22 protein-coding genes are annotated in these 17,769 nt (G+C 56.0%); 5 read left to right on the top strand and 17 right to left on the bottom strand.

The window, feature by feature from the left end; genetic code table 11:
* The first annotated feature begins 336 nt into the window (after positions 1–336).
* The 4 genes from I2G69_RS09035 (at position 337) to I2G69_RS09020 (ending at position 4,139) form a co-directional block, all read left to right on the top strand.
* Complete coding sequence (locus tag I2G69_RS09035) at positions 337–876, top strand: hypothetical protein (RefSeq protein WP_191405629.1); 540 nt, start codon at positions 337–339, stop codon at positions 874–876.
* A 6-nt stretch (positions 877–882) separates the two neighbouring features.
* Positions 883–1,353 carry a hypothetical protein gene (locus I2G69_RS09030; protein WP_191405628.1) on the top strand — a complete coding sequence of 157 codons (471 nt, stop codon included), beginning with the start codon at positions 883–885 and terminating at the stop codon, positions 1,351–1,353.
* Between the two features lie 257 nt (positions 1,354–1,610).
* A complete protein-coding gene (locus I2G69_RS09025) occupies positions 1,611–3,212 on the top strand; it encodes a DUF975 family protein (protein WP_237967033.1) in 1,602 nt (533 codons plus the stop codon).
* Positions 3,213–3,338: 126 nt separating this feature from the next.
* The gene (locus tag I2G69_RS09020) at positions 3,339–4,139 is read left to right on the top strand and encodes a DUF975 family protein (RefSeq protein ID WP_195451022.1); all 801 of its coding nucleotides are present in this window, start codon (positions 3,339–3,341) and stop codon (positions 4,137–4,139) included.
* 87 nt (positions 4,140–4,226) lie between these two features.
* On the opposite strand, the gene I2G69_RS09015 is transcribed toward I2G69_RS09020, so the two are convergent.
* The 6 genes from I2G69_RS09015 to I2G69_RS08990 form a co-directional block, all read right to left on the bottom strand.
* Positions 4,227–4,928 (bottom strand): hypothetical protein, encoded by a 702-nt coding sequence (locus I2G69_RS09015; protein ID WP_195560668.1) that lies wholly within the window; start codon positions 4,926–4,928, stop codon positions 4,227–4,229.
* A gap of 315 nt (positions 4,929–5,243) precedes the next feature.
* Positions 5,244–5,609, bottom strand: coding sequence for a VOC family protein (locus I2G69_RS09010; protein ID WP_087234433.1), 366 nt, complete (start codon positions 5,607–5,609; stop codon positions 5,244–5,246).
* 139 nt (positions 5,610–5,748) lie between these two features.
* Positions 5,749–6,663, bottom strand: a complete 915-nt coding sequence (locus I2G69_RS09005; protein ID WP_195560667.1) for a DUF4097 family beta strand repeat-containing protein — start codon at positions 6,661–6,663, stop codon at positions 5,749–5,751.
* A 4-nt stretch (positions 6,664–6,667) separates the two neighbouring features.
* Positions 6,668–7,303 carry a permease prefix domain 1-containing protein gene (locus I2G69_RS09000; protein ID WP_087234437.1) on the bottom strand — a complete coding sequence of 212 codons (636 nt, stop codon included), beginning with the start codon at positions 7,301–7,303 and terminating at the stop codon, positions 6,668–6,670.
* Between the two features lie 17 nt (positions 7,304–7,320).
* A complete protein-coding gene (locus I2G69_RS08995) occupies positions 7,321–7,644 on the bottom strand; it encodes a PadR family transcriptional regulator (RefSeq protein WP_087234439.1) in 324 nt (107 codons plus the stop codon).
* Between the two features lie 204 nt (positions 7,645–7,848).
* Positions 7,849–8,706 (bottom strand): DegV family protein, encoded by an 858-nt coding sequence (locus tag I2G69_RS08990; protein WP_087234441.1) that lies wholly within the window; start codon positions 8,704–8,706, stop codon positions 7,849–7,851.
* A gap of 211 nt (positions 8,707–8,917) precedes the next feature.
* Between I2G69_RS08990 and I2G69_RS08985 the strand changes: the two genes are divergently transcribed.
* Positions 8,918–9,433, top strand: a complete 516-nt coding sequence (locus tag I2G69_RS08985; RefSeq protein ID WP_087234443.1) for an O-acetyl-ADP-ribose deacetylase — start codon at positions 8,918–8,920, stop codon at positions 9,431–9,433.
* A gap of 194 nt (positions 9,434–9,627) precedes the next feature.
* Here I2G69_RS08985 and I2G69_RS08980 read toward each other — a convergent pair whose 3' ends face one another.
* The 11 genes from I2G69_RS08980 to I2G69_RS08930 form a co-directional block, all read right to left on the bottom strand.
* Entirely contained in the window at positions 9,628–10,200 is a 573-nt protein-coding gene (locus I2G69_RS08980) for a hypothetical protein (RefSeq protein ID WP_195560666.1), read from the bottom strand.
* Complete coding sequence (locus I2G69_RS08975; RefSeq protein ID WP_191405525.1) at positions 10,197–10,562, bottom strand: MmcQ/YjbR family DNA-binding protein; 366 nt, start codon at positions 10,560–10,562, stop codon at positions 10,197–10,199. Before I2G69_RS08975 ends, I2G69_RS08980 begins: the two co-directional genes overlap by 4 nt.
* Before the next feature lie 64 nt (positions 10,563–10,626).
* On the bottom strand, positions 10,627–10,890 hold the full coding sequence (locus I2G69_RS08970) for a TfoX/Sxy family protein (protein WP_087234449.1): 264 nt from the start codon (positions 10,888–10,890) through the stop codon (positions 10,627–10,629).
* Positions 10,891–10,904: 14 nt separating this feature from the next.
* Positions 10,905–11,627: a DUF434 domain-containing protein gene (locus tag I2G69_RS08965; protein ID WP_087234451.1), complete on the bottom strand. Its 723-nt coding sequence runs from the start codon at positions 11,625–11,627 to the stop codon at positions 10,905–10,907.
* A 207-nt stretch (positions 11,628–11,834) separates the two neighbouring features.
* Positions 11,835–12,224, bottom strand: coding sequence for a metal-dependent transcriptional regulator (locus I2G69_RS08960; protein ID WP_087234453.1), 390 nt, complete (start codon positions 12,222–12,224; stop codon positions 11,835–11,837).
* A gap of 43 nt (positions 12,225–12,267) precedes the next feature.
* The gene (locus I2G69_RS08955) at positions 12,268–12,444 is read right to left on the bottom strand and encodes a FeoB-associated Cys-rich membrane protein (RefSeq protein WP_140400375.1); all 177 of its coding nucleotides are present in this window, start codon (positions 12,442–12,444) and stop codon (positions 12,268–12,270) included.
* A gap of 25 nt (positions 12,445–12,469) precedes the next feature.
* Entirely contained in the window at positions 12,470–14,659 is a 2,190-nt protein-coding gene (gene feoB / locus I2G69_RS08950; protein WP_195560665.1) for a ferrous iron transport protein B, read from the bottom strand.
* A gap of 211 nt (positions 14,660–14,870) precedes the next feature.
* Entirely contained in the window at positions 14,871–15,095 is a 225-nt protein-coding gene (locus I2G69_RS08945; protein WP_191405529.1) for a FeoA family protein, read from the bottom strand.
* A gap of 21 nt (positions 15,096–15,116) precedes the next feature.
* Complete coding sequence (locus tag I2G69_RS08940; protein ID WP_243254931.1) at positions 15,117–15,401, bottom strand: FeoA family protein; 285 nt, start codon at positions 15,399–15,401, stop codon at positions 15,117–15,119.
* A gap of 447 nt (positions 15,402–15,848) precedes the next feature.
* Complete coding sequence (locus I2G69_RS08935; RefSeq protein WP_087234459.1) at positions 15,849–16,256, bottom strand: flavodoxin; 408 nt, start codon at positions 16,254–16,256, stop codon at positions 15,849–15,851.
* A gap of 96 nt (positions 16,257–16,352) precedes the next feature.
* Positions 16,353–16,913, bottom strand: a complete 561-nt coding sequence (locus I2G69_RS08930; RefSeq protein ID WP_172749724.1) for a DUF3793 family protein — start codon at positions 16,911–16,913, stop codon at positions 16,353–16,355.
* Between the last annotated feature and the right edge of the window lie 856 nt (positions 16,914–17,769).

Here is a 17,769-nt window from a genome sequence, read left to right as displayed (position 1 = left end):
CACATCAGAAATGTATGGCGGCTTTGAAAACCAAACGCATTTACAGGACGGTAAAAAGGCGCGTGGAAGGCAGGGCGCGTGATTCCATATCCCCGGCGGCGTAGGAGGCTCCGCGCGGTTCCTGCATGGGCTAACGCCCGCCTTTATTGGTATTATAGCGCAAATGTGCCGCCGCTTCTTTTCATAAAGCGCCATATACTATAACAAAGACGACAAAACCATAAAAACGGCTGCCCGGCGAGAGGAACGGAGGGGGAACCCGGCGGGATTGGAGCATTGGCAATGTGGAAAAAAGATGGTATAATAAAAAAGGAGAAACGTGGGGATGTGAAACATATGCGGTTTTTAGCATACCATGGTACCGACCGGGAACGGGCGGAGAAAATTTTGGCAGGCGCGTTCCGGGTTAAGGCAAACGATGAGCATTGGCTGGGGAATGGGGTATACTTTTATCTGGATGTCTCTTTGGCGCGCTGGTGGACGACAAGGCCGACCCGGAAATTCGGGGAGGATGTACACAACCGCGCTGTTTTGGAGTGCGTCCTTGAACCCACTGGCCCAGTTTTAGACCTGCGCAAGCTGGACGACTACCGGTGGTTCGTGGAGGAATATGCGCAGGTGATCGACTATTTGATAGAGAAAACGCATGTGGAGCGGAGCAGCTTCAAAAAACTGCGCTGTTCGTTTTGCGATTATCTTTATAAGCAATACCGGTTTGATTTGATTGTGGGGACGTTCCATTTGCCGGAGCAGCCCTATTTGGACTTCCCACGCACACCGGATTTCGACCAATTGCAGCTCTCCTATGTGGAGACGCAGGTGTGCGTGTTCAACCAGGCCGCCATTATCAGCAAGCGGCTGATGGAGAAAGAGTGAACAGCCATGATGAAGCATAAGAAGATCGATGGGCAGCTTTTGCAAGAAGCCCTGAAAGAAAACGGGATCCAAGTGAAGCCCGCATCCGGCCTTGCGAAGCCAGGCAAGCTCGTCTTGACAGGCGAGGATGGAAAGGCCTATGCGGTTGGGAAAAACCTGGAGGTGGCCCGCGTCCAAACAGAGAACCCGGAGAGGACCATTTTGAAAGCGTCCGTCAAGGATGCTGCCGGGGAGCAGGTGGCCCAGATTGAGAAGGCGGTGGTCGTCCGCACGGTGGGCTTCGAGACGGCCCGTGCGAACGTTGTGAGGCAGTCCGAGGCGCTGGACGAAATGCACCGCAGGGTCGTGCAGGAGGGCATCCGCGTTGCAGCTGCACGCACCGCCCGTGGGGTGGCCGGGCCCAGGGGGAAAACGCAAGAAAAAGGTTCCCGCGCAGCGCGCTTGGTGCGCAGGCGTCTGAAGGGAGCGCAAGGTTAAAAATGAGATAGCCGCATCGGATGGACCATCCGATGCGGCGTTTTGCTGTCTATCGGGCTTTTGGGGAGCATATGGATAGGAAAGCCTCCCTCTTTTGGAAAGGAAAGGATTTGCAATAGTTCTTGCGAAGCGGGTCGAAAATGTTTATAATGAATCTATCCATTTTATCTTTTAGATGGGAATGCAATAGGCTGGTTGATACATAAAACGGCGTAGTTCAAACGCTTATATCTGATCGGGAAGAGAGGGTGTTTTCTATGTGGGATCGAAAAATTTTAAAATCCAATGCCAAAACGGCGCTGCGCGGCCGTTATTGGTTGGCGTTTGCCGTGGCGTTGGTGGCAAGCCTCTTGGCGGGGAAACTGTTCGCCGGAGGGCTTAATCCCTGGAGCTGGGGCCAGATTGGGGAGGCGGCTTCGAGCATTGAAGAGCAGATTACCCCCTATGACGAGCCATATTATTATGATTATTACGGGGATTTTGGCGGATATGGCGGCTACATGGACCCATGGGGCGACCCTTATGGGCGCGGATTTAACCATGGATACAACGCCCCCTATGGCAATTCCTATGGGGATGGCTTTGGCGCGTATGACGGCGTGGTCATCGGCTTGTTGGGGACCATCGGCGTGTTGGCCTTTGCCTTTGGCACGGCATTCCGCGTCTTTGTCAGCAACCCGGTAAACATGGGAAAATGCCGCTATTTTGTACATAACCGCTTTGGGGACAGCCGCTTTGAACATCTTTTCGGCGCGTTCCGCCGCGGGTATCCCACAGCGGTGGGCGCGATGTTTACCACCGACCTGTTGATCGATTTATGGCTCTATATTCTGATCGCGTTGATGGCCGTCTGTCTGGTGGCTGTGATCGGCGGCGCCTACATGATGTCGCTGCTGATGATCGTCTGTCTTTTGTTGTTCATCCCGTATTTTATCAAGCTGTACCAGTATACATTTGTCAAATACCTGCTGGCGGACAATCCGCAGCTCAAAGGGACGCGCGCCCGCCAGCTCAGCACCATGCTCACCAGCGGGGAAAAGGGTTCCCTCTTTGTGCTCGACCTGTCCTTCCTGGGATGGTATTTCCTGGGCGCGCTCTGCCTGGGGTTGGGGCATCTGTTCGTCAACCCGTATTACGAAGCGACCAAGGCGGAATTGTATATCTTCCTGCGTGAGCGCGCCATCCAGAATGGTCTGCTCGATCCCAGGGAGCTGAACCTGTACCCGGTCCCGCCGGTACCCCCGTACGGGGTGCCGCAGCAGGATACGGCGTATGCGGCCTATCAAAAACCGGCGCAGGGAGGCCAAGGCCCCTCCTATGGCGCGCCGTCTCCGATGTATCCGGGCGCGCCGGTGCCGCCGCACGCACCCACGCAGGGGTACCCGCCCTATGGGACGATGCCGGGCAGCTACCCCAACCCTCCGCAGGGGCAAACGCCGTACGGAGCCACGCCTCCGCAGAATCCATCGGCCCCGTATCCGCCGTATGGCGCGGCGCCTGCGCAAAATCCGGATGCATCGGGTCCGCATGCGCCATATGGCGTGAATGCCCCTGGATATCCTGGGGCAGCACCGCAGGCGCCGGCGCCATGGGAACATCCTTCGGAGCCCGCGGCTGCACATCCAGCAGATCCGGGCACGCGGGACATCTTCCAGGCCCCGCCGCATGATGTGGCTTCGGCAGGGGCGCCAGAGGCCGGGCCCAAGGCCCCCGATTTGACAAAACATCCCCAGCCAGCGCCCACGGGGAGTGCTTCTGCTGGCGCAGGGCAGGTGGAAGACGAAGCCAATCGGAAGAACGATCCGGCATCGGAGGATTCCGGTGCAAACCAAGACCCCCCTACGCCGACCGCGCTTTGACCGCCTTTTCCTGGGAAAAGGCGGCAGCAAGGACGGGCGCACGGATCGATTTTGGATGGGAAAAGACCGAAAGCGGGCTTCGGGTTGGAAGTGGAAGAATTTCATGGAGAGAAAGAAGGATGCGTTATGTGGAGCAGGGAGATCCTGAAATCCAACGCAAAGATTGCCCTGACAGGGCGTTATTGGCGCGCATTTGTGGTGGCCCTGCTGGTGTCTTTGCTGTCGGGGCTTGCCAACTTGGGAAATACACTCAGCCGCCTGGCGGACACATATGAGTCCTTTTGGGGGATATGGGGCGCACATGATTTGGAAAATTTTTCGACACATGTACACTTTATGAATTGGCTGGATGCCTGGACGGTTGCCTTGGCGCTGTTTGGCTTCCTGCTGGCGGTCTTTGTGTACAATGTTTTCCAAGTCGGGCAGGCGCGCTATTTCGTACAGAACCATTTCGGAGGGACGTCGATCGAGACGCTGTTCAGCGGCTTCCGCAGCGGGTATGGAAATACAGTGGCGGCGATGGTTGTCACCGGCTTATATGTATTTTTCTGGTCGCTGCTGTTGCTCATCCCCGGGATTTATAAATCCTATCAGTATTTTATGGTGCCATACATCCTCTCCGACAACCCGCATATTCCCGGATACCGTGCGCGCACCATCAGCCGGATGATGACCGACGGGGAGAAGCTCAACATCTTCCTTCTTGACCTTTCCTTTTTGGGGTGGTATCTGTTGGGCACGCTCTGCCTGGGCGTGGGCGTATTCTTTGTGAACCCGTATTACGAAGCAACCAAAGCGGAGCTTTATATTTACCTGCGGGACCGCGCCATTCAGACGGGCCAGGTTAGCCCGGAAGAGCTGGGGCTGGTGTTCCATGCGCCGGGCGGGGAAAATCCTTTTGGCCCGCCGCCAACGTATATGAAGTAAACGTTAGAAAATGCCGCAGAACGGAACAAGCGGGCGATGCAGTGAAAATGATCCTGCATCGCCCGCCTTTTTATTGCTGATATGGTGTTACCACATGAATTTTTTCACTACCTGCCGGTAGACGTCTTTATAGGCGGATGCGTCTCCTTCGCCCAGGCTCAGCTCTTCGTTTGTCATGGAGGGGATGGAGAGCGCATCCCAGCTCAAGGGATAAATGACCGGATACCGGCCGAATTCATTCCAAAGAGGGAAGTATATTCCAGCTTCCTCTCCTTGGTCGAATGGATCGTCGAAAAAGAACAGATATTCCTTCCCTGGCTCAGAAGGCGCGTAAAGTTCAGAGCATCCCGGTGACCGTTTGATGGTTTCCACGCCGTCTTGGTTGTCCACATAATAGGGCTCCGCAACTTTGATCTGGTCGCCCACCTGAAGATCCCCCTGGATAACCTTGGTGATTTCAAATGTGGAGGTCGTCTGTGCGGAAAGGACGCTCCGCTCTCCGGGTGCAGCGCCGCGGCCAAGATCGAGCACCTCGTCCAAATACGTGATGTCTCCCTGTGCGTCGTCCAAGAAGGTCCCCCGGACAATCAGTGCGGCGGTTTCGGGCATTTCGGATACGGTCCTTGGGATGCCGGCTGGATAATGGTATTCTACCAGGGGGGATGCGTTGTTGTCCGTCTCCAAGATCGCCTGATAGAGCGAATCATCCGGATAGGAGTTGCAGGAGCAAAACAGGGTAAGCAGCCCTAGGCAAACAAGCACTGGCAAAGCTGTTTTTTTCCAGGTCACAGATATCGTCCCCCTCGTCTGGAGTTGCAGGATCAGAGAATAGATGGCCATTTTGCGTCTGATTATATTATAGAAAGAGAATAAATAGAGTTCTATTTGCAAATTGCACAAATTTTACAGGGAGATTTAGGCCGAAAATCCAGATGGAAAAAATCCTGTGTGGTTGTGTCTCCTTTCCATACAGCACCTGGCATGGGAGCGCTTTTGCATGCAGGATGGCTTTTAACGGCGGTTGTCCCTTTGGGGGCTCCTCCTGACTCCTGGAAGCAAAAACGCCTGCCCCATATGGAGCAGGCGTTTCCTATTGCGGTTGGATCAACGGTCCAGGATTTCAATCCAGTAGCCGTCGGGGTCGTGGATGAAATAGAGGTCCATCGCGCGGTTTTCAAAGCAGATGCAGCCCATTTCTTCGTGCAGGGCATGCGCGGCGGCCTTGTCCTCCACGCGCACGGCGAGGTGGATCTCGTTGTCGCCCAGGTTATAGGGCTCGGTGCGGTCGCGCAGCCAGGTCAGCTCCAGCTCAAACGGCGTGGCGCCGTCGGAGAGGTAGACCAGGATGAAGGAGCCGTCCGGCGCTTCCTTCCGGCGGTGTTCCTTGAGGCCGAGTGCTTTGTCATAAAACGCGAGGCTTTTTTGCAGGTCAAAGACGTTCAAATTGGCATGTAAAAAGGTGGATTTCATATCCGTTTCCTCCGTGGTGGGATTTTTTTAAAGCATGCCATGATTTGCTCTTTTTATGATTGCAAATTCGAAAATAATAAAGCGCACGGCAAAAATCTGCCGGTGGGATGGCTCTGGATGGAGGCCCAAAATTGCGGCCTTATGCGTAGAGTAAGCAGGCATCCCCACTGGTGGTATCCAGCCGGATGGATGCGCCGCCGTCTTTATAGCGGAATTCGTTGCCGCTCTGGAACCCGGGGAAGGCGCAGATCAGATCGCCCGACGAGCTGTGGAGCTGCGCCGTAAAGCCGTCGTTTTCCGGGAGGAAGAGAAGCACGTCGCCGGAGGTGGACTGTATCGTAGCGCTGGTAATCATTTGGCTGGTGCGCAGCGAAACGTCGCCGGACGTGCTGGTGGCCGTGATCTGGGAGAGCTTCCCGGAGATCTCCATGTCCCCGCTGGTGGTTTGGCAGGCCAACTGCTCCACAGTGACATCCCGGCAGAGAAAGTCGCCGTTGTGGGAGGCAAAAGCCAATTCCTGATAGACGCCGGAGAGCTCTGCGTCCCCGGACTGTGTGCGGACTTCCAGGCGTTCTGCTTGCAGGGCGTCAAAGAAAAGGTCGCCGTCAGTGGTTTCCAGGGACAGGGCGTCATAGGTTTCTTCCGGCAGGTAGACCTCCAAATCGGAACCGATCGAAAAGGGGAATGGGCCGATCGCAAGGCCAGCTGTCGTGCTGCCATCTGTAACCGTCAGAACACCGTCGCGGACGGATGCCTGGAAAAACTGCTCTTCCGGCGTGTTTTTGACCCCTTTTTGCACAATTTTGATTTCGGAGCTGCTGCTGGAGCGAATAGAAACGTCGCCGCCATTCCAACGGAGGTCCAGGGATTGGACAGGGTCTGTAAAGGTTTGCTCATGGACTGTCTGATACGAACTGTTGTGATACCAACCTCGCAAGGGCAGAAACAGCCCGCCCCAACCGCCATTGTACCACAGGTAACCAAAGAGTGTGGCAAACAGCACGAATACGAGGCTCCAAATACCAATGGAAACTTTTGCTGCGGTCTTGCCCATGTTTCTACCTCCTCAGGGCGACGACACCCTTGATAATATTTTCCACTGCCGCTGCCATGATAAACAAGATCCAGGAAAAGCTCCAGATGCCAAAGAGAAAGCTGACGAATAGATAGATCCCGACGACAATGCTCCAATAAGCGCCCTTAAAGGCGTTCAAAGCGTCGCGCTGCCGGTCGTTCTTCACATGCCATTCTTTAAATTCCTCGACAATCGTGTCGTCCGCGCGGGCATAATGCGGTTTCGTCATGCTGTTATAGATGAGCAGGCCTGTTGCAGCGGCAATAAAGAGGAACATTGCCCCGATTCCCCAAGGGCCGCGGAGCAAGATCACCATAAACGGGCTCATGATATACAGCGCCACCGCAATGGCGGTGCGCAGGGCGCGTATGCTCGATTCGCGCATAGGGGGCGGTTCAAGAGGGGAAGGGCCGCGTACGCTGTCGATCAGCTCGTCGATGTCGCCGATGCTGCGGATCACAGCATTATAAGCATCCTCTTCCGACATCCCCTGGCGCAGGCGGTCGTTGTATTTTTCCACCAGATTGGAGAAAAGTTCCTCGCGGAGATCCTCAACCCGGCGGGTTTTGGGAGCGTCCGCGAAGGCGTGCTCCAGATAGGCGCGAATTCGGTCAATCATAAATGATAGCCTTCCTTTCACAAAATCAGTTTGTCGATCAGGTCTTTGGTGCGTGCCCATTCCGCAACAGCGGCTTGGTACTGCGCCCGACCCTCCTCGGTGATGGTGTAGTAGCGCCGGCGGGCGCCCGTGGTTTCATCCCCCCAATAGGAGAGGATCAGCCCGGCCTGTTCCAGGCGGCGGAATGCCGTATAGAGGGTAGCCTCTTTGAGTTCGTATTGGTTGCCGGTTTTTTCTTGCACGGCTTTGTTGATTTCATATCCATAGCTGTCCTTTTCGATCAACTGCCGCAGAATGATGGTGTCCGTATGCCCACGGATCATATCGGCCGTGATGGACAATCCTGCTCACATCCTTTCTGAGCTATAATATAATACAATATACCTCATCTGTCAAGGTATATTGAAAATGAATATAATGAATTTTTTGGGGATGCAATAGGGGGCGCAAAAAGTTCGGCCGGTTACCGGACACTGGAACACATAGGGGACAAAAAACAGGCCGTCCCCGGGTCCCCGAGAGCGGCCTGTTTGGAAATTCGTATGTCACTTGGTCAAAAAGAGGACCCCCAGCGTGTTGGGCCCGCAGTGGCAGGAGATGGTGCAGCTTGCGCGGGTTACGCAGATTTCCCGGAAGTCCGCAATTTGCTGGATGGTGCTGCGGACGAGGTCGATGTAGTTTTGGGAAATCCCCGAGTGGGTGATAAAGACCCGGTCTAACACCAGGTCTGCGCGGTCCGCCAGCTTGTCCCGCGTGTATTGCGGCAGCACTTTTTCCAAGCTGCCGCGGTACTTTTTGCCGACACTCATCGCGCCGCCGCGAAGGTTATCCACCTCAATGCAGGGTTTCAGGCGCAGCAGGTTGGCGCCGAGCGCCGTCACAGCGGAGCAGCGGCCGCCCGCGTGCATGAACTCCAGGGTATCCAGGATAAAACTGGCGTGGGAATGCGCGGTGAGCGCAGAGACCTCCTGATAAATCTCTTTGGCGGACATCCCGCGGGCAATGCGCCGCCCTGCCTCAATCACCAGAAGTCCCATGCCCGTGGAAAGGTTGCATGAATCGATCACATAGACGTGCCCCAATTCCTCCGCGGCAAGGCGGCAGTTCTGGTGGGCGGCGGACAGCGCCGATCCCAGGTTGATGTGGATGACCTCATAGCCCTCGTCCACCCATTGTTTAAAATATTCATAGAATTCCATGGTGCTGATCGCTGCGGTTTTGGGAAGCAGCTTCTTTTCCCGGTAGGTGCGGTAAAGATCCTCCGGTTGGATATCCACGCCGTCCATATACTGCTGCCCATCCAAAAGGATGTGATAGGGGAAGTACTGCACTTGGTAACGTTCTTTTAGCTCCGGGCTCAGGTCACAGGTACTGTCTGCGCTGAGAATGATTTTATTGGCCATGCTTTCTCCTCCCGTACAGCCTTACGGCTGACCTTAACAAGACCCACACCGCCCAAACCGGTGTGTTCCAAATTTACTGCCGGGCATCCCGGCGATTTTCCTTTATGATACCGCGTTTGGCAGTATTTTTCAATATGGCAATCGGCAAGAGGAAATTGCTTTTTTCCGACGGAGGGGATACAATGGAGGAAAACGACGGGGGAGAGAACCTATGGACTTACAAATCGTACGTGGAGATATCACGACCTTTCCGGTGGACGCCATTGTCAACGCCGCCAATACTTCGCTGCTGGGCGGGGGCGGGGTAGACGGCGCGATCCACCGCGCGGCCGGACCGGAGCTGTTGGCTGAATGCCGCACGCTGCACGGATGCAAGACGGGAAAGGCAAAGATCACGAAGGGATACCGGCTTCCCGCCAAATATGTGATCCACACACCGGGCCCGGTCTGGAACGGGGGCGGGAGCCATGAGGCGGAACTCCTGGAGAGCTGCTACCGGTCCTGCCTGGAACTGGCGGAGGCGAATGGGTGCCGCACGGTGGCGTTCCCCTCCATCAGCACCGGGGTATACCATTTCCCGTTGGAACAGGCAGCGGAGATCGCGGTGCGCACCATCCTGGAATATGGGAAGGGCGGAACGGCCATTGAAGTGGTGGAGATGGTCTGTTTTGACGGCCGGACCAAGGCTGCCTATGATGCAGCGCTTGCGAAAATGAAAGAGCGGTAAGCTTTTCGATGTGTGGCGCAGCGGCGTCCACCGGTTATAAATGGCTTATCGAACGGCTGGGCGTTTTCCTGCATTTGTAGGGCCCATTTTCTACCTATGGGAAAATGGCGGAATAATCGAATAAAAAGACTTACATAAAAGGGTTCGGGCAGCCTTGTTTGGTTGCCCGAACCCTTTTATTTGATCTTCTTTACCTACTCGGTGGGAACAGACTCCTCCGAAAAGACCGATTCCAAATGGTCCAATAAAAATTGCTGCGCGCCGTAGTTGTAGAGGATGGCCAGATAGTGCGCGCCGGTCGAGTGTGCCTGCCGCCATTCGGAGGTGATGCCGATGGCGTTCCTATTGGCGGTCGGTTCCTTCTGGCGTTTGTCGTTCCGGATGACCTCCTGCAAAAAGCCCTTCCGCACCAGCCAGGCGGTCAGGTCTGTGGCCTTCAGCTTTTGCATATGGTCGAGGTCGGCTACGGCGTTGGCCGCCTGCACAAACTGGGAGATGGGGATCGGGTTGTGGACCAGTAGGACCTGTTGTTTTTGTTCCGGCGTCAGAGAGAACGGGGGCAACTCTTTTTTTGCGCGCTTTGACGGGTGGCTTTCCTGTTCGATGGCGCGGTCGATCAGCGTTTCTACATAGAAGAAGCACCGGGAAATCCGCACTTGGTGCAGCACGGTGTCGTGGGGCAACGGCCGGTCCGTGAGCGGGTCGATGCCATTGGCGAGCTTATGTATATACTGTTTGGCGCGCTGCATGGTCTCCAATTCAGTCATGTTGCTTCTCCCTCCTCTTCCTTGGTGCGGCGCGGATGGGTGCGCGTCCGCTCGTAGCTCTCCCGCAGGATGTCGTAAAGCTCATCCAAAGGGACGTCCGAATCTGGGATGACGGTGATCCAATGCTGCTTATTCATGTGGTAGCCGGGGTCGATCCCCTCGTAAACCTTGCAGAGAAAATCAGCCCGCATCGGGTCGCATTTCAAATTGATACAGAGATTGCCGCCGCGTTCATAGATCATCGCAAAGCACTTCCGGTTGGACCGGTGGCGGATGACTGTCCAGTTGGGGTCGTGGAAGGGTGCGTCTTCGTAAGAATCGGGAAAGGCCAGGCAGAGCTCTGCCAGCTCGCGCCGGGTCATGGCCTTCCTCCCGCGGCGATTGCCGGCGCATGGATCATTTGCTTTCCATCCATACGGATTCCTCCTATTGCAGCCCTTTGTGGGACTGATAAAATTCTTTTAGGTCCGCCTTGACCGGCCCGTCCAGCGCGTGCCAGCGCACGCCGTGCAGGGCGCCCTCCAAAGCGCATAGACGGTGGAAACAGGCAGAAGGGTCGGCGGCCCGGATGCGCAGCCACGCTGCGCGGCTCCCGGTTTCGCGCAGCGCCTCCGGCGTGGCGATCCCCACCGCTTCCAATTGTGCCTCTAAGACTTTCCCGATGTTTGGCAGTTTTGCGAGCTCTCCCAAAGTGGTTCCCCCTTTTATTGGATTGCCCTGCCGGACAGGTCGGTGAAACGGAACCCCGGCAAGGCGGTTTCGATGATGTCCCGGCATAGATTGACCCAACCGCCGCAGCGGTTGAGGATGATCGCATCCCCCGTGGCGACACAGTCCTTGTCCCAGAGCAGGGCGTCCGCGTTGGGGACGAGCGTGGCTTCCGCGGGGAACCCACAGCCCTGCGCGAAGGAGCGGATGCGTTGGGCAAGACGGCCGGAGTTGGAGACCGGAGCGTCGAGCACAAAGACGGCGCGTTCCGGTGCAAGGCGTGCAAGCGCATCAAAGAGCAATGCAAGCACGAGATCCGTCTTGTCGATCAGGCGGTAGCTCCCGTGCAGGCCGCAGAGGTCGCGCGCTGTGCCGTCCATGCAGAGCAGGACGGTTGAGCCGGACAAGGCCGCTTCCAGAGGAATGACCACGTTGAAACCGTCCAGCCACAGGGTTTTCCGGGAGAGGGAGCCGGTGATCTCCTTCTTCCGGCGCAGCGCAATATCGCAGCGGGAGGAGGTGGCGCGGATCAATGCCATGCGCTGCCGCGCCGAGAATTGGAACCGGTCGCCCACAAAGGAGACGGCCCGTTCGAGCTCGTATCCCCGGTTCAACAGGTAGGCGGCGTCGGCCTGCGCCTCTTGGAGCAGGCGCAGGGAATCCCCCTGAAAGTCGCGCGCGTCTGTGGGGACAAACCCGCGGCGGACACACTCCGGCATAGCGTTCCCTCCTCCCCCGGCCCGGCCGGTTGTTGATAAATTTAGCTTACTGGCATTTTGGCTGAATGTCAAGCCGTTGCCGGGCGCTGCGAGGGCCGGTGGACGGTGCCCCGTCAGAAAGGGCGCCGGCGGGGGAATGGGAACAGGGCGGCGCGGAATTACATCCGCGCCGCCCTGTTTGGGATTCGATCTTAGGTTGGGAATGGCTTAAATTTGTGTTTGTTTGCACGGTTCGCAGTCCAACACGGCGGAGGCCATGCGTTGTACACCGGCATCGGACAGGTCGCACAGGCATACGATTGCATCGTGGCGCGCGTCCGATTCAGACAGGCCCAGCTGTTTCCGGAAGAAGGAAAACAGCAGGAGATAGTCGGTATAGAGCTTGTTGGAGAGGCGCGCCCCCTCCGGCGTGAAGGTTGCGGCGCCGTAGTACTCCTTTTCGATCAGTCCGTCTTCCGCCAGGGCGTTGAGCATTTTCGAAACACTGGGCTGCTTGACGGAGAGCGAAGAGGCGATGTCCTTGGAGTGGACCGCGTTTCCATTCTGGCCCAACTCATGGATGATAAAGAGATAGCGTTTTTTTCCTGAAGAGAGCAATGGAAGAGGCCCCTTTCTTTCTATACGGGCGTATGCGCGATGGTCAGCTTGCTTTGTGCTTCTGGGATTGTTCCGCACCATGGCAGCAATGCGAGCAACCGGCGCAGCCGCCGTTGCAGCCGCCTTTGCTGCTGCAATCGCATGTGCCGTGCTTTATCAAATGGCGGATGGCCAGGCCAAACAGGACAGCGAGTGCCGCTGCAATGAGGAAGGTTACCATAAAACCGCTCCTTTCATAGGGGGGATTATGCGTTTGCCGCTGCCGAACGGCGGCGGAGTTCCGCGGTACGGTTCGGGTCCGGGCGGAACAACAGGAAGAGCAGCAACGCAAGAATGATGATGGCCGCTGCGGAGCCGATGGTAAAGCCGGCGCCGGAGAAGAGCAGGCTGAACTGGTAGAGCATCAACGCCACGCAATAGGCGAAGACACATTGATACCCAATGGCAAAGGCCGTCCATTTGGCGCTCGCCATTTCGCGCTTGATCGCGCCGATGGCCGCGAAGCAGGGCGCGCACAGCAGGTTAAATGCCAGGAAGGAGAGTTTTGCGCCCATCGTGGGAAGCATAGTGGAAACCGCCGTCCAGAGGCCGGGGTCGGTTTCGCCTGCATCTGCCAGGCCGAAGAGCACGCCGAAGGTGCTGACCACGTTTTCCTTTGCCACCAGGCCGGTGATCGTGGCGACAGCGCCCTGCCAGTTGCCAAAGCCGAGCGGCGCAAAGATCCAGGCGATTGCGTTGCCGAGGTAAGCCAGGATGCTGAAGTCCATCTGGTTGACCACAGGGTCCTCCATGTCCAGCATACCGAAGGTGGCGCCGCCGCTTGCCCAGCCGAAGTTGCTGAGGAACCAGACGACACCGCAGGCGACGAAGATTACCGTACCAGCTTTGATGATAAAGGCTTTGCCGCGCTCCAGCATATGGATCAGCACGCTCTTCGGGGCGGGCACATGGTACTGCGGCAGCTCCATCACGAACGGGGCAGGGTCGCCCGCAAACATCTTAGTCTTTTTGAGGATGATGCCAGAGACGATGACCGCTGCAACCCCGAGGAAGTAGAACAACGGCGCCACCCATCCGGCCTGTTCCGTGCCGAACATGGAGCCGAACATCAGCGCGATGATCGGCAGCTTGGCGCTGCACGGGATAAAGGTGGTGGTCATGATGGTCATACGGCGGTCTTTTTCCGTTTCAATGGTCTTGGTGGCCATGACGCCTGGCACGCCGCAGCCGGAGGAAATCAGCATCGGGATAAAGCTCTTTCCCGAAAGGCCAAACTTGCGGAAAATGCGGTCCATAATGAACGCCACGCGCGCCATATAGCCGCAGTCCTCCAAAATAGCGAGGAAGAAAAACAGGATAAGCATCTGCGGGACAAAGCCAAGCACAGCGCCGACGCCGCCGATGATGCCGTCTACAATCAGGCCGTTGAGCCAATCCGCAGCGCCAGCGGCTGTCAGCCAGCCGCCCACGGTGGGTTGAATCCACTCGCCGAACAAGGTGTCGTTCATAAAATCTGTGACAATCGTGCCGATGGTTGTCACCGTGATATAATAGACGGCAAACATGATAACCACAAAGATTGGCAGGGCCAACCAGCGGTTTGTGACAACCCGGTCGATCTTATCGCTCATCGATAGGCCAGAGCGCTTTTTATGTACACAGTTTTTCATGAGCTTGGCGATGTAGGCATAGCGCTCGTTGGTGATGATGCTTTCGCTGTCGTCGTCCAGCTCTTTTTCTACGGAAGCAATGGCTGTTTCCAACGCATCCTTCGTCTGGGCGCTGAAATTGCACTGCGCCATGACCCGCTCGTCGCGCTCAAACAGCTTCACCGCATACCAACGCTCATGCGCCACGGGGACTTGGCCATGTACGGCCTTGGCGATATGGTCAAGCGCTTCTTCAACGGTTTTGGTGAATTCATGCTGTGGGGCGGAAGCCTTTTTTGCCTTTGCAAGGGCGATGGCGCGCTCTGCCGCCTCCATGGAGCCGGTGCCTTTGAGGGCGCTGGTCTCGATGATCTCGCAGCCCAATGCTGCGGAGAGCTTGCGGGTGTCGATGGTGTCGCCGTTCTTTTTTACCAGGTCGATCATGTTAAGGGCGATAACCACAGGGATGCCCAGCTCCAAAATCTGGGTGGTCAAATAGAGGTTGCGCTCCAGGTTGGTCCCGTCCACCAGGTTGATGATGGCGTCGGGTTGTTCGTTGAGCAGGTAGTCGCGGCTGACCACCTCTTCCAGCGTGTAGGGGGAGAGGGAATAGATGCCCGGCAGGTCCGTGATGATGACGTCCTTGTGCCCGCGGAGCTTGCCCTCTTTCTTTTCGACCGTGACGCCCGGCCAGTTGCCGACATACTGGCTGCTGCCAGTCAGGTCGTTGAACATGGTAGTCTTGCCGCAGTTCGGGTTGCCGGCAAGCGCGATTTTCATTTGCATTCCGATGTTCCTCCTCGATACAATTGTTAGTTATGGCTAACTTATGGGCCTTTTATCATCTGGATGGAAAACAAAGCGCTGCGCAGTCGGATACCGCGGCAGGGCCTTTGCAAGCGGCCTGCGCATTTGGCGTTCCCGCTCCATCCTTCATCTGAAAGTCCGCAGCCCGTCTGGGGTGGGGCCGCCCTAGGCAGGGCGGCATTCAAACGCCTTATGCTTCCAGAAGAATGTTTTCCGCCTCGCTCTTGCGGATCGAAAGCTCGTAGCCGCGTACGTTGATCTCGACCGGGTCGCCCAGAGGCGCAACCTTGCGCACATAAATCTGTGTGCCCTTTGTGATGCCCATATCCATGATGCGGCGCTTGAGCGCACCTTCGCCCGTAAGCTTTGCCACAGATACGGTCTCGCCGCACTTTGCTTCCTTCAATGTTCTCATGATGATCCCTCCTAAATGAAATCAGGCTGTCAGGATACGGCTGGCCATCGATTTGCTAATCGCCACCCGGGTCCCTTTTACATTGACGATCATGTTGCCGTTCAATTCAGAAACGACCGAAACCTGCGCGCCCTCTGCAAAGCCAAGGTTCTGCAAAAAGCGGCGGACTTCATCTTTTCCGCGGATCGCATGCACTTCCACCGTCTTGCCCGCTTCCGCCATGGCCAGCGGCATCAACATGACCTGTGCGGCCGGTGCGGGGGATTCCTGCACAGGCGTATGCAGAGCAGCTTCTTTTGCCAACATCTCCGTCACTCCTTTTAAAGTTAGATTAGGCTAACTTTTAAACATTTTATTAGGGGTTAGCTCTCGCTAATCCCATTTCTGCGGATATTAGTTTACACCAGCTAACTTGCGTTTGTCAATAGGTTTCTAAAATTTTTTCCAGATTACAGGAAACACGCTGGCCAGCTGGAACCCGCGGGAAAGCTTGGGGAAAGCAAAAGGCCCGGCGGGTCTGCCGGGCCTCTGCGACTAAGGAAGAAAATATCTGTATGGAGTACCTTGTAAGCGGTGTTAGAGGTTAGAGGAGACGCCGAGCCGGATGCGGCAGGCACCCGGCAGCCGTCCCGTATGGAGTACCCTATAAGCAATTTGTGATGACACTTGATCGCAATATTAAAGCGGAAGCGGGGCCGGATGCGGTTGGCATCCGGCGGCTTTCCAAAAAATGGGATACAAAGAGAAACCCACTTAAAACGCAGAGAACCGCTTGCCAAACGCTTCACATTCGGCTTCGTCGGGCGCGCCGTTGGCCATTAGGCCCTCTTCAAAGAGCTGCGCCCCGTCGCCGGAGACACGGTCCTGCCAATCGCGCATCCACTGCCCGTCGCCCCAGCCGTAGGAGCCGAAGAGCGCGACCTTCTTGCCGGAAAGGCTACCTTCTACATCGGCAAAGAAGGGCTCGAATTCGCTTTCTTCCAGGACTTCGTCGCCCATGGCCGGGCATCCGAACGCAATCTTGTCGTATTGCGCCACGGCGGAAGCGTCAGCCTCCGAAACCGGCATCACGTCGGCATCCCCAATGCCGGATGCAATGGCGTTCGCCATGGCCTCGGTATTGCCGGTGCCTGTCCAATAGATCACTGCTGTTTTACTCATAGCAAAAACCTCCTGATCTGCGCGGCGCTGTTGGGAATGCTTCCCCACCCGCGCGGGTAAGTTTGTCGGATTTTCCTTATATACAGGTATGCTGTTTTATGCAGCGGGAAGTGCGGCGAGGATATGTAGGAAAGGCACGCCTTGCTCCAAATGGTTGCACAAGGCCCGCGAACACTGCTCATATTTTTCAAACAGGTGTTTCGCATATGCTTCATCGCCGTATACTTTCCACATGCCGCAGCATTTGCAGTTGCGGCCTTTTTCCCGGATGAAGCCGGTCACGTCCTCCATAGGATAGCCCAGGAAGCAGCCGATCTCGTGGGGGAACCCTTTTTCCAGGCGGGCCCGGCGTTGCAGCCAGGCGAGCATCGCGTCCATCCCCTCGGTGACGGGATAGCCAAACCGGATAAGGCAATCTTGGACGTCTGGGCGGCGGAGCTGCTGTTTTAGCAGGCGTTCGCGGTAGACCAGCGTCAAGGTGCGCGCGCCGCATGCACAGATGGAAAATGTCCGGATGCCCTTTTCTTCCAGGAGTGACCGGTAGGCGGAGAGCGATGCGCTGCAGGAAGCAGGGCAGGAAAAAAGGTTGGACGGCTTCATTCCCGCGAGAACCGGGGCGCAGTTGCGCGCCAAAATGGATTCTACCGTATCCGCCATGGGGTTCCCTCCTAAATATTGGTTAGTCATAGCTAACTGATTGGTAAAAAGAAAAAACAAGTGGAAAAGAAGCGTTCCAAAAGCCTGACAATTCTGTGGGGCCGATACCGGCCGGGGCAGTGGCGCTTCTTGCTGGCTTTGGTGCGTATGGCCCCGTGTGCCATCAACGCAACGTAGGCTTACAACCAGCATCCGTTTTTTGATTAGCATCTGCTAACCACGGCTCTATGGTACCATGCGTTCCAGAGGATGTCAAGCGGTTTGCAACATGTTAGATAAGGATAAGATAAATCGCCAGGGAAAGGGCGGGCTGCGGGCAGGGCCTTCCCGCTTTCTGGGAAGGGAGGTTCCATGGCGCTCTTTACAAAAATGGCCTGTTGGGCAAGCGGGCGGGCAGATTCCCGCCCGCCAATATAGCAAGACGATGGCCTAGGCGATTCTTTTTCAAAATACCTGGCAATCATTTGAAATGCCTTTTATGGATAAATTTCTCAAACATATGGAGAAATGTTTCATTTAGGCAAAGAGAAAATAAATTTGATATCTTGCCAAAGAATTTTGTATGGATTCTTCTGCTTGGCATCTTTATTATAAAGGCGTACGCATATATGTGCAAAGTTTTTGAGCATAGTGATGGGTTTCCCTAAGTGTGAAGGCTTTTTTTCAAAGGTGCCTTTCATAAAGGGGAGCATATATATACGGAAAGCGGGGTAAGCGGCACGCGGGATATGTAAAATTGCTGTTTCGCTGTGCTTTGGGCCTAAGGTCTTATATCTGAAAGACTTGCAGGAAAGAAAGGAGGAGGTTGCAGAATAGAAGAAAAGGAGTCTACGGCATTATACAATGGAAGGAGAAG

Origin of the sequence: Anaeromassilibacillus sp. D41t1_190614_C2 (assembly GCF_015558525.1) — a bacterium.
Taxonomy (GTDB): Bacteria; Bacillota; Clostridia; order Oscillospirales; family Acutalibacteraceae; genus Anaeromassilibacillus; species Anaeromassilibacillus stercoravium.
This window is presented reverse-complemented; position numbering and strand designations above follow the sequence as displayed.

Excerpts from the sequence above, each read along its gene's own strand:
- I2G69_RS08980 (WP_195560666.1), bottom strand. The coding sequence starts at position 10,200 with ATGACTGAATTGGAGACCATGCAGCGCGCCAAACAGTATATACATAAG.
- I2G69_RS08940 (WP_243254931.1), bottom strand. The coding sequence starts at position 15,401 with ATGTTGGCAAAAGAAGCTGCTCTGCATACGCCTGTGCAGGAATCCCCC.
- I2G69_RS09000 (WP_087234437.1), bottom strand. The coding sequence starts at position 7,303 with ATGATTGACCGAATTCGCGCCTATCTGGAGCACGCCTTCGCGGACGCT.
- I2G69_RS08955 (WP_140400375.1), bottom strand. The coding sequence starts at position 12,444 with ATGGTAACCTTCCTCATTGCAGCGGCACTCGCTGTCCTGTTTGGCCTG.
- I2G69_RS09035 (WP_191405629.1), top strand. The coding sequence starts at position 337 with ATGCGGTTTTTAGCATACCATGGTACCGACCGGGAACGGGCGGAGAAA.
- I2G69_RS09005 (WP_195560667.1), bottom strand. The coding sequence starts at position 6,663 with ATGGGCAAGACCGCAGCAAAAGTTTCCATTGGTATTTGGAGCCTCGTA.
- I2G69_RS08965 (WP_087234451.1), bottom strand. The coding sequence starts at position 11,627 with ATGCCGGAGTGTGTCCGCCGCGGGTTTGTCCCCACAGACGCGCGCGAC.
- I2G69_RS08985 (WP_087234443.1), top strand. The coding sequence starts at position 8,918 with ATGGACTTACAAATCGTACGTGGAGATATCACGACCTTTCCGGTGGAC.
- I2G69_RS08930 (WP_172749724.1), bottom strand. The coding sequence starts at position 16,913 with ATGGCGGATACGGTAGAATCCATTTTGGCGCGCAACTGCGCCCCGGTT.
- I2G69_RS09020 (WP_195451022.1), top strand. The coding sequence starts at position 3,339 with ATGTGGAGCAGGGAGATCCTGAAATCCAACGCAAAGATTGCCCTGACA.
- feoB (WP_195560665.1), bottom strand. The coding sequence starts at position 14,659 with ATGCAAATGAAAATCGCGCTTGCCGGCAACCCGAACTGCGGCAAGACT.
- I2G69_RS08990 (WP_087234441.1), bottom strand. The coding sequence starts at position 8,706 with ATGGCCAATAAAATCATTCTCAGCGCAGACAGTACCTGTGACCTGAGC.
- I2G69_RS08935 (WP_087234459.1), bottom strand. The coding sequence starts at position 16,256 with ATGAGTAAAACAGCAGTGATCTATTGGACAGGCACCGGCAATACCGAG.
- I2G69_RS09030 (WP_191405628.1), top strand. The coding sequence starts at position 883 with ATGATGAAGCATAAGAAGATCGATGGGCAGCTTTTGCAAGAAGCCCTG.
- I2G69_RS09025 (WP_237967033.1), top strand. The coding sequence starts at position 1,611 with ATGTGGGATCGAAAAATTTTAAAATCCAATGCCAAAACGGCGCTGCGC.
- I2G69_RS08975 (WP_191405525.1), bottom strand. The coding sequence starts at position 10,562 with ATGACCCGGCGCGAGCTGGCAGAGCTCTGCCTGGCCTTTCCCGATTCT.
- I2G69_RS09010 (WP_087234433.1), bottom strand. The coding sequence starts at position 5,609 with ATGAAATCCACCTTTTTACATGCCAATTTGAACGTCTTTGACCTGCAA.
- I2G69_RS08945 (WP_191405529.1), bottom strand. The coding sequence starts at position 15,095 with ATGAGAACATTGAAGGAAGCAAAGTGCGGCGAGACCGTATCTGTGGCA.